A 13982-nucleotide genomic window follows, 5' to 3' on the forward strand; every position below is an offset into this window, starting at 1 on the left:
TATCCCTGATACCGGCTCCGGCGCTCGTTGAGATTGCGTCGCAGAACCAACTAGTCCGGGATTGCGGATGTTCTTGCCGGTCACCCCTCTCGCGCTGTTGCTCTCGGTGGCCTCGCCGCCTCCGGCCTCGTCTGCCTCATCGGAACAGGCGCCCGCCAGCGCCGAGGCGACTCAGGAAGCACCGCCCACGGACGAGGTCCAGGTCCCCCGCCGCATCGACAGCGTGGTGGTGCCCTATCCCCAGGCGGAGCAGGCGGCGCGGCGCGAGGGGGAGGTGGTGCTGCGGCTGACGCTGGATGAGACCGGCGTCGTCACCGACTCGGAGGTCGTCCGCTCGGCGGGCCCCGCCTTCGACGAGGCCGTGCGCACCGCGAGCCTCTCCTTCCGCTTCGAGCCCGCGCGCGTGCGCGGCGAGCCCGTGGCCTGTCAGATCGAGCTGGTCCACACCTTCCAGCTCGACACGCCGCCACCCGTCGCCACTCCGGAGACACCGACGGAGGCGCCCACCGCGGCCGCCGAGGCCACGGCTACCGCGCCCGAGGAGAAGAAGCGGGAGACCACCGTGTCCGGACGCTCGGACGCGGAGCGCCAGCGGCAATCCGCCGAGGCGGTGAAGGTCGTGAGCGTGCAGCGCGCGCGTGCCCGCTCGGTGGACATGGGCCAGGTGCTGGCCGCGCAGGAGGGCGTCGAGGTGCGCCGCACGGGCGGGCTGGGCAGCTCCGCCTCCTTCACGCTCAACGGCCTCACCGACGACCAGGTCCGCTTCTTCCTCGACGGCGTGCCGCTGGACCTGTCTGGCTATCCGTTCGGCATCGCCAACGTCCCCGTCAACCTGGTGGACTCCATCCAGCTCTACCGGGGCGTCGTCCCCATCCGCTACGGCGCGGACGCGCTGGGCGGCGCGGTGAACCTCACCTCCACGCCGCTGGAGCCCGGCGCGCACGGCGCGGTGTCACTCCAGGGCGGCGCCTTCGGGACGCTCCGGCTCACGCTGGGCGGCGGCTACAAGCCCGCGCCGACGGGCTTCTACGCCCGCGCGCACTTCTTCGCCGATACGACGAAGAACAACTACGCCATCGACGTCGAGGCCGCGGATGACCGGGGCAACCTCCGCCCCGTCACCGTCAAGCGCTTCCACGACGGCTACGAAGCGCTCGGCGGCGGCGTCGAGGTGGGCTTCACCGAGCTGTCCTGGGCGGACCGCGTCGTCCTGCGCGCCTTCGGCTCCCGCAACGACAAGCAGCTGCAACACAACCTGGTGATGGCCGCGCCGTACGGTGAAGCCACGTACGACGCCGACTCCCTGGGCGCGCAGCTGCTCTACGCGAAGACGCTCTCGCCCACGGTGCGCCTGGACGCGCTGGCCGGCTACGCGTGGCAGGCCACCCGCCTGGTCGACATCGCCGAGTGGAGCTACGACTGGTTCGGCAACCGCGTCTTCCCGCGCGAGCTGCCCGGCGAGATTGGCGGCGGCGCCATCGACCAGACCGTCTGGCAGCAGACCGCCTATGGCCGCGTCAACGTGGGCTGGGACGTGGCGGCGTCACACACGCTGCGGCTCGCGCTCGCGCCCACCGTCACGACGCGCACGGGCGAGGAGCGCCGCCGGGCCAGCCCCAGCGACCCGGACAGCCTGGCGCCCCGGCGCACCCAGCTCACCTTCGTCACCGGGCTCGAGTACCAGGTCGACCTGCTCGACGACGCGCTGGAGGTCATCGTCTTCGGCAAGGACTACCTCTACCAGGGGCGCGCCCGGCAGCCCCTGGCCGTGGGCGGCTGGCTGGACAAGGACAAGGGCCTCCACCACCTGGGCGGCGGCGCGTCGATGCGCCTGCGCCTGGGCACCCCGCTCTACCTCAAGGCGAGCTACGAGCGCGCCACCCGGCTGCCGCGCGCGGACGAGGTCTTCGGCAACGGCGTGCTCGTGCTGGAGAACCTGGACCTGGAGCCCGAGCACAGCCACAACCTCAACCTGAGCGTGTCCACCGTGCCGCTGCGCACGCGCGCGGGCAGCTTCCGGGGCGAGGTCAACGGCTTCGCGCGCTTCGCCGACAACCTCATCCTGCTCACGGGGAGGGACCGCGACTGGAGCTATCAGAACGTGTACGGCGCCCGCATCCTCGGCGTCGAGCTGTCCGCGGGGTGGACGTCACCGGGCGGCCTGTTCAGCGTGGACGCCAACGCCACCGCGCAGGACCCGCGCAACGCGTCCAGCGAGGGGACGTTCGGCGACTTCGACGGCCGGCGCCTGCCGAACAGGCCCTGGCTCTTCGCCAACGCCACGGCCCGCCTGTCGCTGCGCGGACTGGCGCTCGCGGAGGACGAGCTGTCGCCCTTCTGGAGCACGCGCTACGTGCACGGCTTCTTCCGCAACTGGGAGGGCCTGGGGCTGGAGTCCACGAAGGACGACCTGGACGCGCAGTTCGTCCAGGCGGCGGGCGTGGGCTACCGCGTGCGCCGGGGCAAGCTCACCGTGGGGCTCACGGCGGAGCTGGAGAACCTCACCGACGCGAAGGTGTTCGACTACTACGGCGTCGAGCGGCCCGGCCGCGCGGGCTGGCTCAAGGGCACGCTCGAGTACTGACGGAAGTCACCCTCGCGCCCGCATGCACCCGGGCGCGAGGAGGAAGCGACGCCTCAGCGCACCTGGAGGAACTGGTAGGCCCAGCCCTGCACCTCGAAGCGCTTCACCGGGGTGCCGCTGACGCCCAGCTCCCACACGGCCGTGCGGGCGTAGTCGGCGGTGGGCAGCAGCAGGAAGGTGCGGCCCTCGAGGGTGAAGGCGTAGTAGCCGCCCGCGATGAAGCCCAGCTCGTCGATGGGCGTCGCGGTGTTGCTCGCCAGGTTCACGCGCCAGAGCTTCCAGTGCAGGCCGCCGGTGATGACCCCGGGCGCCGTCGTCGGGGTGATGTCCACGTTCTCATGGTGGAAGACGGCGACCACGCCCACGTCGTTGCCCAGGTAGCGGAACGCCGCCGTCTGACGGCCGCCCACCAGCGAGGACAGCGAGCGCGTCCACGCGGCGTCGAGCTCCGTTTCGCCCGCCTTGATGCGCACCACGCACGTATCGGGCGCGCCGTCCTTGAGCAGGGGCGCCGCGCTGCTGAACACCCAGTTGCTGAAGTAGAGGTTGCCGGCCTCGTCCTGCGTCGCCACGTCGAGCCCCGGGCAGGGCGCGTCCAGCAGCTTCACCAGGCTGTCGTTCGCCTTCGAGTAGACGGCGATTTGAGACGTGGGCAGGAAGTCGAAGTAGTTGCCGTCGGTCCAGTAGAACGCCTGGAACACGTCGTTGCCGCGCGTGACGCGGGCGCGGTCGAAGCCGGTCTTCACCACCAGGCCCTCGCGCTCGCGCACCAGGCCCGGCGCGTCGGCGGTGCCGGAGATCTGCATCGTCGTGGGGTTCCACACCACGCGGCGCGACTCCTCCAGCGACATGTACGCGCGCGTCGAGTCCACGAACTGGTTCAGGTACAGCGGCGCCGAGGCGGTGAAGCCGTAGTTGGCGAAGCTGATGCGGCCCGCGGCCACCAGCGAGCCGTCATCGCCGACGGTGAAGCGGGAGATCTCCGGCTTCTCGCCGTCGCCCACGAAGAGCTGGCCCTCGACGGCGCCGATGGTGGCGTAGCCGGAGTGTTCGCTGGCCTTGGTGAGGTCCAGGCTGGTGATGTCCAGCGAGTCGAAGAGGCTCACGTACGTCACGGCGCCGTTCGTCTGGGAGACGGTCGTGGCCAGGCTGTAGGCGGGCTTCTCCGTGGGCGTCGGGTCCGGCGGCGTCTTGTCGTCGTCGTCACCGCAGCCCACCAGGGCGGAGGAGAGCAGCAGCGAGGTGGCGGCCGAGGCCGTGGCGAAACGGCGGAACGTACTCATGGGGACAACTCCGTCTTCGGGGGGGAGGGGTGAAGCTCAGGTCGGCACGGGGGCGGGGGCCTCCGGTTCGACCGGTGCGGTGGAAGGAAGGACCGGGGGCCGCTGGAGGCGGCGGATGACGCCCGCGGCGCCCACGAGCACCAGGACCAGGGCGAACAGGCCCAGCTCCGTCGCCAGCAGGTGCGCGGAGCCGGAGGCGAAGGGCAGCCGCCCGGTCCGCGCCGCGTCGAGGAGGGGGACGAGGAACAGCAGCACGCTCGCGCCCCAGAGCAGCCGGCGCGCGTGCCTCGCGGGCGAGGCGTCCAGCCAGGCACTGGCGATGGACAGGGCCCACGTGGCCAGGAAGACGGTGTGCTCCCAGAAGGGCCGCTCGGGCAGGTCCGCGGGCAGCAGCTGGTTGGCCACGAAGACGCCGCCCACCGCGAGCGCGAGCCCCGCGCAGAAGCCCGAGGTGAGCTTCGCGAGCGCGGTGTCGAAGCGGCCCTGCCCCTTCGCGCGCCGGCGCTCCAGCCACAAGAGGTTGCCCGCGAGGATGCCGAACGCGGAGACGAAGGCCAGCAGCGCGTAGAGCACCTTGGCGGGGAAGCGGGCCCAGGTGGCGAAGTGCAGGCCGTACAGGGGGTCCATCACCTGCGAGTACAGGGTCCCGCCCCCGGTCTCGCGCGCCCAGAGCAGCTCCCCCGTGCGGGCCACGCGCACGTGGGTGAAGGCGTGGAGCGTGCCCTCGCGCTCACCCGGCAGGTGGACGGTGCCGTTCTCGTCCCCCAGGTGGTCGAAGAAGAAATGGCTGTGCTCGGACTGGGGGAAGCGCTGCTTCGCCACGGCCAGCGCATGCGCCAGGTCCGGCGCGCCGGCATCGCGCCCCACGGCGGCGGGCGGCGTGGGCCAGTCCACGATGCGCTCACGCGCCTTCAGGTCGCCGTCCAGCGACGTCTTCACCACGGCGGGTTCGAACCAGTCGTCCAGCCAGAGGACGCCGCCGGTCACCGCGAAGACGAGCAGGAAGGGCGCGGTGATGACGCCAATCACCTTGTGCGCGTCCGACCAGATGACCCGCCGCGCGCCCTTGGGGCGGAACTGGACGAGCTCTCGCAGCATGCGGCCCAGCTGGAGCAGCAGCCCGGTGCCGATGAGCAGCACCAGCACCGCGGACGCGATGCCCGTCAGGTGCGCGCCGCCGGGGATGGGCTCCAGGAAGTGCATCGCGTTGAGGAACTCGCCCAGGTCGCTTCGCTCTCCGAGCTGACGCCCGGACACCGGGTCCACCCAGAGCGGCTTGATGGCCCCGTCCGGGGACATGCGCCACAGCCGCAGCCAGGGCTCCTCGGAGGTGGGCAGGGAGATGCCGAACCAGACGGGATGCGCCCGGGTCTCCGCCTCGGCCAGTTGCTGCGCCAGCTCCACGGCCCGCGCCTCCGTCACGGCCACGGGCGCGCGGAACGTGGGCTCCTGCCAGGGCGACAGCTCCTCCGCGAACAGGGCGAACGCGCCCAGGAAGAACGTCACGAACAGCACCAGCGACGACAGCACGCCCGCCCAGGCGTGCGCGTCCCAGAGAATCTCGTAGGCCCGGGGCGACAGCTTCACGTGAGCACCAACACGAGCGACGACAGGGCGCAGACCAGCGCGCAGCCGCCCCATGCGCGCGCGCCGCTCCGGGAGAGCAACGCCAGACACACGCCGGTGGCCACCGCGGGCAGGACGACGAGCAGCGCGAGCAACAACCGGACATCCTCCGCCACGGGCAGCACCGCCGGCAGCGCCAGGCTCGCCAGCACGGCGGCGGCGGGGGCCGCGGTGACGGCGGCGGAGATTCGCGCGGCTCCGTGCTGGTGCGCCATCCTCAGGCGCCTCCCAGCCACAGGCCCGCGAGCCCCAGCGCGCACACCGGCCAGACGAAGCGCGTCGCCCGGGGCCACAGCGGCACCGCCAGCGCCAGCACCGGCGCCACCAGCATGGCCAGCACCACCGCGCACGTCAGCCCCACGCCCCACCCCTGCGCCCTCACCGCGAACGCCACGGACGCCGCCACGCACAGCGCGCCCAGCGCCCTCGCTCGGTGGCGATGGAGTCCGTCCGGAAGCGCGACGCCACGGAGCACGGCGAGGCCCAGCACCATCAGCAGGGTCGATGTCGCCATGTCCTCCTCGGGGGCACGCGGAAACTTGAGAATGATTCGCAGTTGCGAATCGCGCGCAGTTCAACTGCACCCGGGAAGGGATGTCAAGGCGCGTCGGGGAGCCGTCCTGGAGGGTCTCCGTCTATGCCTGGAACACGGGTTTCCGGCGCTGGGATTGGACGCTGGACGCCTGGAATCCAGGGGTCATCCGGAGCAGAGGAGCAGGCTCGGCCGCGCGCCTCCGGCCACGCGTCTTGCGCCAACCCGGAGCGTTGCTGGAGCGTCCCCCTGCGAGAAGACGCGTCGCCCCCGGCACAGCCCGTGACGACGAGGACGACGCCGAGGAGCCAGAGGCCGGGACGCATTCCACACCTCCACGCCTTCCAGGGTGGAAGGCACGTGGCGGGAATGCTGTCACTGGCGTCTGACGCGCCTCAGGGCGCGTTGAAGAGGCTCGGGTCGCTCTGGCGGGAGCGGAACAGGTCGACGATGTAGTTCATGCGCTGGTCGAACTTCGACCAGTCATTGGCCGACGAGCCCCTCAGCGAGTTGGGCGTCTTGTCGTACTGGCCCAGCAGCCGGTTGAGGTCGCCGCTCTCAATCGTGCGCAGGTGCTCGGGGAAGGCGCCCTGGTTGCCCGGGGTGATGTCGTCACCCAGGCTGAGCGAGCCATTGGGCAGGCCAATCTTCATCATGTGCTCGGTCGCGAACTGGCGGAACTGGCCGGCCAGCGCGTCCACCACGCCGTCGATGGCCTTGTCCACCAGGCCCGTCGCCTCCGCGCCCTTGTAGGCGAGGTTGCCGGGGAACGGCAGCGCGTTGCCGAACCCATCCACGATGCCCTCGGCGATGGGACGGAAGGTCTCCTTGAGCGGCGCGTTGAGCGCGCGGTCCACCTCGCCCTGGATGAGCGACTGCTCGTGCACACCCACGCGGTTGTTGGCGGCCAGCATCAGCTCCGCCTTCTTGTTCGGGTCGCTCTCGAACATCGCCTTGGCGTAGTCGGCGAAGGCCGCCTTGAGGTTCTCCTTCCCGGGCGGGAAGGCCGCCAGGTACTTCTCCACCTTCGCCGCGTCGTACTTCGTGTCGCCCTTGAAGGTCTCCGTGAAGCGCTGGAACTCCGGGGCGATGTCCTGGAACAGCTTCTTGTTGCCGTCCGCGATGGCGTCACTGACGCGGTTGAGCGCGTCCCGGATGGGGACCTTCAGCCCCTCCACCAGCAGCGGCGCCACGGGGCTGAGCACCGACAGCGCGCCCGCCGTCAGGCCACTGGCCCAGGCGTTGCTGTTCTTGAGCTGGTCCATGAAGACCTTGGGCAGGTCCTCCTGCCGGATGCTCACCCCGGCCTGCTTGGACGCCCAGACACCGAAGGTGGCCCAGTTGGCGTTCTCCTTGCCGAGCAGCCCCGCCATGTCATTGGACAGCTGGAAGTAGCCCTCCGTGATGGCCTGGTTGCGCGCCACCGGGTCCGTCATGTTGGAGATGGCCTCGATGTCCAGCCGGCCGCCCTTGGGCGGCGTCGCGGGGCTCTCCGCCAACGTCCGCTGCGGATTGAGCTCCAGCCGAGGCTTCGCGCCCGGCGCCTCGAACAGGGACTCGTCCCGCAGCACGCGGTTCGGCGCGGCCGGCTTCGCCTGGGCGGGCGTCTTCTCCGCCGGCGGCGGCTCCGGCGGACGGACGACGGGCTGGCGACGGCGGTTCAGTTCGTTGATGGGGCTCATGTCTGGATTATCGGAGGCCGCGAACCCGGGTTGCCACCGAACCGTCCCTCACGACCCACCGGAAACAAACACTGGCGGAAACCCCTTACGCGGAATCATCCGACAGTGAGCTTCTCCACCGCGCCATGGAGGATTTCCAACTGCCGAGGCACCCGCTCCACCAGCTTCCCCGACACCGGGTCATTCGCGATGCGTCGCAAGGGGAGCTCGGGCATCGGCGGCGGCGTCTGTCCCTTGCGCAGGGACTCCGCCAGCACATCCAGCGTGCCGCTCGCCCTGTGCGCAACCACGTCCAGCACCTCCGAGGAGGCAATCACGCCCTTCTGCTCCCCCAACGCCGTCACCGAGGCGGCCAGCCTGCGCGAGTACGTCAACAGCGCCATCGCGGGCTCCAGCCGGTGCGCGGGGCCCCGGTACTCGGCCATCAGCCGCTCGAACGAGGCCTCCGCGTCGAGCAGCGCCAGGCCCAGATCCCTCCGCGCCGCGCTCACCCGGGGCTCGCGTCCATCGCGGCTCGCCGCCACCTGGCGGAAGTAGTTCCCATCCGCGAGCAGCACCGTCGCCGCCGCGTCCGGGAAGCGCCGCCGCTCCGGGTAGGGCCACAAGAGCCACACGCCCGCCAAGGCCAGCACACACGCCAGCAGCACCCCGAGCGCGCGGTTCTCCGCCACCGTCCAGTCCCCCGCGCTCAGCGTCGCGAGCAGGAGGAAGTCCGGGGTGAGCAGAATCTGGAAGGCGCCGAAGTTGAGGGGCAACAGCGACACGGAGGTGGCCGTCAGCACCCCAATCACCACGATGAGCACCAGCGGCGAGCCCACCTGCGTAGCAATCACCGCCGCGAGCGTCCCGCCCAATAGCGTGCCCGTGACGCGCTGGAGCGCGCGCTCCTCCGTGTTCGCCGAGTAGGGCTGCAGGATGCCGATGGTGGAGAGCACCACCCAGTACGCCTCGCCCAGCCCCAACGCGCGCGTGAGCATCAGCGCCACGGCGGCCACCGTCCCCGCGCGCAGCGCATGGCGCAGCACCACCGAGCGCGAGTGCAGGTTCGCGCGCAAGGGCTGCAGCAGCGGCCGTCGCTCGTCGGAGGGCAGCAGCGACCGGGCGTTCTCCAGCGACACCGGGTCTCCGCGCCGCATGGCCATGGCCGCCCGCTGCGCCGCCACACAGTGGCCCCGCAGGCGCGCGAGCAATTCCGTCACCGAGACGGGGACCACCCGCAGCCACGAATCGTGTCGACCCAGCTCCTCGCTGTTGGTGGGGAACAGGGGCCAGTAGACGGCCGCCGCCTCCGGGGAGAGCGACACCTTGGCCACCCGCTCCGAGATGTCCGCGGACCAGTCACACACCCGCGCCACCTCCTCGCGCACCGGCCCCAGCCCGCGCTCGGGGCTCGCCACCTCCATCGCCTGCTCCAGGGCGAACAGCACGCCGAGCAGCTGCTCGCTCAGCTCCAACAGCACGAGCAGGTGCTCTCCGCGCAGCGTCTCGTCCGCGCGCCCCACCCGCGTGGTCGCCAGCGTCTGGCGCGCCTTCTCTATCTTCGCGCGCAGGGGCAGGTGCCGCGCCGTGGCCACCGCCCACGTGTCCGCCGAGGCGCCCTCACGCGACAGCGTCGCCAGGTCCCTCGCTCCCGCCGCCAGCGACAGGTACACGTCCGCGATGGCCCGGCGCGAGGGCCGGTACGGATGCACCGGCCACAGCACCAGCGACTGGAGCATCGCCCAGCCGCCGCCCAACAGCAGCGCGCCTCCGCGCGTCAGCGCCGCGTCCAGCTCCACCGCGTGCGCCCCCAGCGACGCCACGAAGATGACCGCGAGCTTCTCCCCCACCGAGCCCGCCGTGTCGCCGTAGCACCGCGCGAAGGTCATCACGAAGACGCCCACGAGAATCAGCGTGGCGTCCAGCCACAACCGCCCGCCCGCCAGCGCCGCCACGGTGCCCACCAGCGCGCCGAGCATCGCCACGGCCCCCATCACCCTCGCCCGCCCCTGGTACGCGCCGCCCGGGTTCGCCAGCGTCACCAGCAATCCCGTGAGCCCCGTCCATCCGGCGTCCTTGAGGCCCAGCAACGTGGCGAGCGAGTACGGAATCGTCACGGCCAGCGCCGCGCGAATCCCCAACGCCCAAGCGGGCCGGCCCGGCTGGAGACGAAAGAATCTCCGGAGGTGACGCCACAGACGGTGCATCCCCACGACCTTCCCAAGTGGTGAATGTCCTCATGTGGCCATGACCCGCCGCGTCGGTAAGCGTCGCGGGCGCGCGGGGACGCTCGACAGGTGTCGGGCGCCCGGGATGCCCGCGGGCGACCTCATGCCTCCTCGCACGCCACCAGGGGCGCCTCAGTACCCCACGTGCAGGCGCCCTGGTGGCAGCGCGGCCTCCAGTCGACGCACCTCGGACTCGGGCGCCTTGTCCATGCCCAGCTTGAACTGCTTGAGACGGGCGAGCGGCGACAGGTCCTCCGGCAGCTGCCCCAGCTCGCCTTGCAGGAACCCCGCGTGGGTGAGCCTGGGCATGCGGCCCAGGCCGTCGACGAGGGCGCGCAGCTTCTCCGGCGGCGTGCCGAAGAAGCGCCACCACCAGAGCTTCTTGAGCTTCGGCAGCCGGGTGAGCACCTCGGGGAAGGTCTCCAGCCCCTTCGCGTCGAGGTACAGCTCCTCCAGGGACTCCAGGCCGGCGAACGACTCCGGCAGGCGCGTGAGGTGCTTGCAGTAGCGCAGGCTGAGCTTTCTGAGGGCGGTCAGCTGGCCCAGCTCCTCGGGCAGGGACGTCACCGGCAGGTCCTCGAGGCTGAGCGAGCGCAGCGCCTTGAGCTCACCGATGCGCGGTGGCACGACGTCGATGGGGTTGAAGTCCAGCGTGAGCCCCTCGAGCGCGGTGAGGGAGAAGACCTCGTCGGGAATCACCTTCAGCTTCTTCTGCGCGAGCGAGAGCCTGGGCGCCTTCTCCCCGCGCGCCACCTTCTCCCGCACGGCCGCGAGCGCCTTCTCCACCGGCCCGAGCTTCGTGTCGGCCAGCACGGGCTGCCCCGCGCGCAACATCGCCCGCAGGCCCCGGGTGTCCAGCGTGGAGTCCGTGACGTTGCCGTCGTCATCCTCGTCCTCGCCGGTCCATGCGCCCGGCAGCAGCGCCTCATGCGGCTCCAGTCGCTTGCGCGGCGCGCCCTTCGCGGTGAGCTTGCTTCCGACGAGGACGTCCACGTCGAGCGCGCCCTCCACGAAGAGGTGGTGGTGCTGCTCGACGAGCGCCCTCGCCTTCAGCCCTCCGCCGACACAGAAGACGTCGTCCCCGAGCGAGTCGCCGAAGAGCAGCCCGCGAATCCGCGCGTCCCCCGCGACGAACATCGCGGACACCGTGGCGACGTTCTCCACGTCCAGCTCCCCGAGCACGACCAGGAGCGTGTGGTCCGCCTGATGCCCATCCGACAATAGCCCCGCGAGCCGGACACTTCCGGAGACCACCAGCGGCCTGGGGCCGACCTCCAGCGCGTCCGTCTCCAGGTCGCCCTCGTGGAAGAGGACCGTGTCCTGGGACAGGTCTTCCCAGTAGGAGGACAGACGCTCACGCCACGCGGGCGTCGCCGCCGCCACCACCCTCGACCAGACCTCCTTCGCGGAGGTCTCCGTCCCCCACTGCGTCACCGTCGGCTGCTTCGTCATGGACCCGTGGTGCTCCTGATTCATCGGTTGTTCACGGCGGTGCATCGACGTCTCACCCACGAAACAGAGGTTGCAGCCTCATCGTGAATGGCTCACAGCGCGGTGATGACATGAAACCCGACGCACGCGGTGTCTTCAGTCCGGCGAGGCGGTGAGTCGTGGGAGACTTCCCAGCTTGAAGAGCTGGAAGGCGGCGAGCACCCCCGCGAGCAGGACGGCGGCCCCGACGAGCGCATTGCCTCCCCCGAACAGCTGAAGCAGCCCCATGCCGAGGTCGATGACACACAGCACCCAGCCCACCGTGGCACTGCGAGACCTCGCGAACAGCAAGGTGAGGGCGATGATGGGCGACATCAGACACAGGCTGCCCAACAGCATCACGCCACGGGGCGCACCCAGCGCGAGGGACGTGCTGAACAGGGCCTCGAGGATGAGGATGGCGATGACGCCCACCTGCACCCGGGTCAGGTCTCGAAGGAGCGCCGTCCGGACAGCCTCTGGCGCCTTGTCGCGGGCAAGGCAGTCCGCGCAGTGCGTCCGCTCCACCACGAGCAAGTCCGGCAGACAGGCTTCGCAGAAGAACCCACCGCAGCGAGGACAGGGCTGGGCATCCTCCACCTCGGGGTGCCGCGGGCAGCGAGGGCCATCCAGCGCCGGCAACGGCTCTTGGGGTGACTCCACGCGGTCTGTCGGAACAGTCTTCTCCATGCTCGACAGACAACAGCACCCGGGCGCGGAATGCCACGGACAAACAACCTCTGTCGAGAGGGAGTGTCCCGTTCGCCCATGCGGGCAAGGCTATTTGTGGCCCTTGCCCCTGCCCTTCTTCCCCTGCTGCTTCTTCGGCGCCTTGGCCTTGCCCTTCTTGGATTGGCTCTTCGAGGCAGGCTCGTCCTCGCCGGAATCCAGCTGCGCGCCCTCGTCCTCCACGGACCTGGAGCCCTCGACGAGCCTGGCCAGGAAGGCCCTCGCGGCCGCCGCGCCATCCACCGCGCCCTGGTCCTTTCCCGCGACTCCCGCGTCGGGCTCCTCGCCCATCGACGGCACCGAGACGGGCCTCGGCGCCTTGGGCGCCTCCGGATAATCGAATCGCTCCCAATCGCCTTCTTCGGACAGCGTGTCCTCGTAGGCCTGCGTCCACGCATGAGGGTAGGACTTCAGGAACTGGTCGATGTAGTCGATGCGCGCACGCGCGTCCCCGCGGCCCTCCGCCCGGGCCTGCGCCACATTCAGGTCCGAGCGCGCCTGCAGCTGCGTGAAGTGGTCCTGTGGCGACGGGATGTGCTCCGGCTCGGGCGCGGGCTCCTGGAATCCTGTCGCCTCCTCGACCAAGGCTTCATAGGCCTCCCGATAGTGGGGCGCATACAGGCGGCGGAACTCCTGGTCATACGCCTCGCGTGACGGAACGTCCTTCAACCTCGTCACGGCCTCCCGAGGGATTCCCGCCAGCACGATCTCCCGGTTGCGCAGGACGGTCTCGTTCGCGCGGTCGACCTCCCACCTCAAGGCACCCGGGACGTGGTCCTTCCCGAGCAGGCCCGCCAGCGCCCCCGCATCGAAGCCGCCTTCGGCGTAGTGGTGGAAGATCCACTCGGGGGGGACGCGGGCGAGGTCTATCGTCACTTCACCGAACCCGGAGAACCCCTTGCCCGCGTTGGACGTGATGGGCTTCTTCGTGGACCTGGCGGACAGCAACTTCCCCACCCCCTTGCGCGTCTGGAGGAAGGACAACAACTGCTCGTCGTCCTCGAAGGACTCCAGCTCGTCGTTGAAGTGGCTTTGGGCCCACTCCAGGTCCGTCTGCCGCTCCTTGTCGTCGTCCCCGGGTTGTGGCTTGCGAGAACGCTCCTTCGCCACTCCGGACTCCTTGAACGTGTAGCCCATCTGTCCCTGCACGCGCGCGTCAGGTCCGTCGTTGAGCGGCCGCAGCGCCTCACCCTCCTGATAGGCCTTGCGCTCCGGAGGCGTGATTCCACGGTAGGCCATGCGTCGCAGATAGGCGCCATGGACCCTCACGTAATCCTTCCCGCTCAGCCCCTCCAGGGTGTGCTTCTTGTAGACGGGTTGCGCGAGCCCCTCTTCTTCGACCTCCTCATAGGCGTCATCCCCCGTGAGCAGGCTCGCCACGGCGATGCCCCCATGAGAGATGAGCCCGTCCTCGCCGCGAGTGAAGCCCTCGCCGAGCGCGCCCATCAGCCCTTCGGAGGTCAGCTCCGCGGCCGCCAGCGCCTGGCTGTAGACGGTCTGCGCCCCGTGGTCGCCTTCGTGCCCGGTGAAGGCGGCCCGCGCCATCTGCTTCTGATTGCGGACCTGCTCCTTGTAGGCCGCATAGGCGGCGGTGAGCCTGACGAGCCCTTCCGAGCCGTCGGCGCCTTCCGCGGGACGAAGCCCGAACTTCGGCCCGCCCACCCGCTGGATGGGGGCGGACGCATCACGCCCCGACAGGCTCGCGGACAACTTTGCCTGCGCCACCACGCGCGGCGACTGGTTGAGCCGGGCCTCCATCCGTTGGAGCGCGGCCTCGCGGGAGGTCGGCGCCGCGGGGACAGGGGCGACTCGACCCTCTGTCTTTTCAGATGAGAGCACCGCGCGCCGCGACTCGAAGCTCTTCATGAG

Annotated in this window: 10 protein-coding genes; 1 reads left to right on the forward strand and 9 read right to left on the reverse strand. The window is 70.6% G+C overall.

The features are described 5' to 3' along the window. The first annotated feature begins 67 nt into the window (after positions 1-67). Positions 68-2584 (forward strand): TonB-dependent siderophore myxochelin receptor MxcH, encoded by a 2517-nt coding sequence (mxcH, locus tag OWM54_RS07290; RefSeq protein WP_267697005.1) that lies wholly within the window; start codon positions 68-70, stop codon positions 2582-2584. Between the two features lie 53 nt (positions 2585-2637). Here mxcH and OWM54_RS07295 read toward each other — a convergent pair whose 3' ends face one another. The 9 genes from OWM54_RS07295 to OWM54_RS07335 form a co-directional block, all read right to left on the reverse strand. Further along, on the reverse strand, positions 2638-3867 hold the full coding sequence (locus OWM54_RS07295; protein WP_223751516.1) for an MxcI: 1230 nt from the start codon (positions 3865-3867) through the stop codon (positions 2638-2640). Between the two features lie 36 nt (positions 3868-3903). Then, positions 3904-5454, reverse strand: coding sequence for a PepSY-associated TM helix domain-containing protein (locus tag OWM54_RS07300; RefSeq protein WP_223751515.1), 1551 nt, complete (start codon positions 5452-5454; stop codon positions 3904-3906). Next, positions 5451-5708: a hypothetical protein gene (locus OWM54_RS07305; protein ID WP_223751514.1), complete on the reverse strand. Its 258-nt coding sequence runs from the start codon at positions 5706-5708 to the stop codon at positions 5451-5453. Before OWM54_RS07305 ends, OWM54_RS07300 begins: the two co-directional genes overlap by 4 nt. A gap of 2 nt (positions 5709-5710) precedes the next feature. After that, a complete protein-coding gene (locus OWM54_RS07310) occupies positions 5711-6007 on the reverse strand; it encodes a DUF3325 family protein (RefSeq protein ID WP_141326279.1) in 297 nt (98 codons plus the stop codon). Between the two features lie 413 nt (positions 6008-6420). Then, positions 6421-7707, reverse strand: a complete 1287-nt coding sequence (locus OWM54_RS07315; protein ID WP_267697006.1) for a DUF2515 family protein — start codon at positions 7705-7707, stop codon at positions 6421-6423. Between the two features lie 95 nt (positions 7708-7802). Then, a complete protein-coding gene (locus OWM54_RS07320) occupies positions 7803-9893 on the reverse strand; it encodes an FUSC family protein (protein ID WP_223785038.1) in 2091 nt (696 codons plus the stop codon). Positions 9894-10046: 153 nt separating this feature from the next. Next, positions 10047-11366 carry a leucine-rich repeat domain-containing protein gene (locus OWM54_RS07325; protein ID WP_267697007.1) on the reverse strand — a complete coding sequence of 440 codons (1320 nt, stop codon included), beginning with the start codon at positions 11364-11366 and terminating at the stop codon, positions 10047-10049. Positions 11367-11501: 135 nt separating this feature from the next. After that, positions 11502-12074: a hypothetical protein gene (locus OWM54_RS07330; protein ID WP_141332636.1), complete on the reverse strand. Its 573-nt coding sequence runs from the start codon at positions 12072-12074 to the stop codon at positions 11502-11504. A 90-nt stretch (positions 12075-12164) separates the two neighbouring features. Then, positions 12165-13979 carry a hypothetical protein gene (locus OWM54_RS07335; protein WP_267697008.1) on the reverse strand — a complete coding sequence of 605 codons (1815 nt, stop codon included), beginning with the start codon at positions 13977-13979 and terminating at the stop codon, positions 12165-12167. Between the last annotated feature and the right edge of the window lie 3 nt (positions 13980-13982).

It is taken from the genome of Myxococcus sp. MISCRS1 (assembly GCF_026626605.1).
In the GTDB taxonomy this organism is placed as follows: domain Bacteria; phylum Myxococcota; class Myxococcia; order Myxococcales; family Myxococcaceae; genus Myxococcus; species Myxococcus fulvus.

Excerpts from the sequence above, each read along its gene's own strand:
- OWM54_RS07295 (WP_223751516.1), bottom strand. The coding sequence starts at position 3,867 with ATGAGTACGTTCCGCCGTTTCGCCACGGCCTCGGCCGCCACCTCGCTG.
- mxcH (WP_267697005.1), top strand. The coding sequence starts at position 68 with ATGTTCTTGCCGGTCACCCCTCTCGCGCTGTTGCTCTCGGTGGCCTCG.
- OWM54_RS07325 (WP_267697007.1), bottom strand. The coding sequence starts at position 11,366 with ATGACGAAGCAGCCGACGGTGACGCAGTGGGGGACGGAGACCTCCGCG.
- OWM54_RS07310 (WP_141326279.1), bottom strand. The coding sequence starts at position 6,007 with ATGGCGACATCGACCCTGCTGATGGTGCTGGGCCTCGCCGTGCTCCGT.
- OWM54_RS07330 (WP_141332636.1), bottom strand. The coding sequence starts at position 12,074 with ATGGAGAAGACTGTTCCGACAGACCGCGTGGAGTCACCCCAAGAGCCG.
- OWM54_RS07305 (WP_223751514.1), bottom strand. The coding sequence starts at position 5,708 with ATGGCGCACCAGCACGGAGCCGCGCGAATCTCCGCCGCCGTCACCGCG.
- OWM54_RS07315 (WP_267697006.1), bottom strand. The coding sequence starts at position 7,707 with ATGAGCCCCATCAACGAACTGAACCGCCGTCGCCAGCCCGTCGTCCGT.
- OWM54_RS07335 (WP_267697008.1), bottom strand. The coding sequence starts at position 13,979 with ATGAAGAGCTTCGAGTCGCGGCGCGCGGTGCTCTCATCTGAAAAGACA.
- OWM54_RS07320 (WP_223785038.1), bottom strand. The coding sequence starts at position 9,893 with ATGCACCGTCTGTGGCGTCACCTCCGGAGATTCTTTCGTCTCCAGCCG.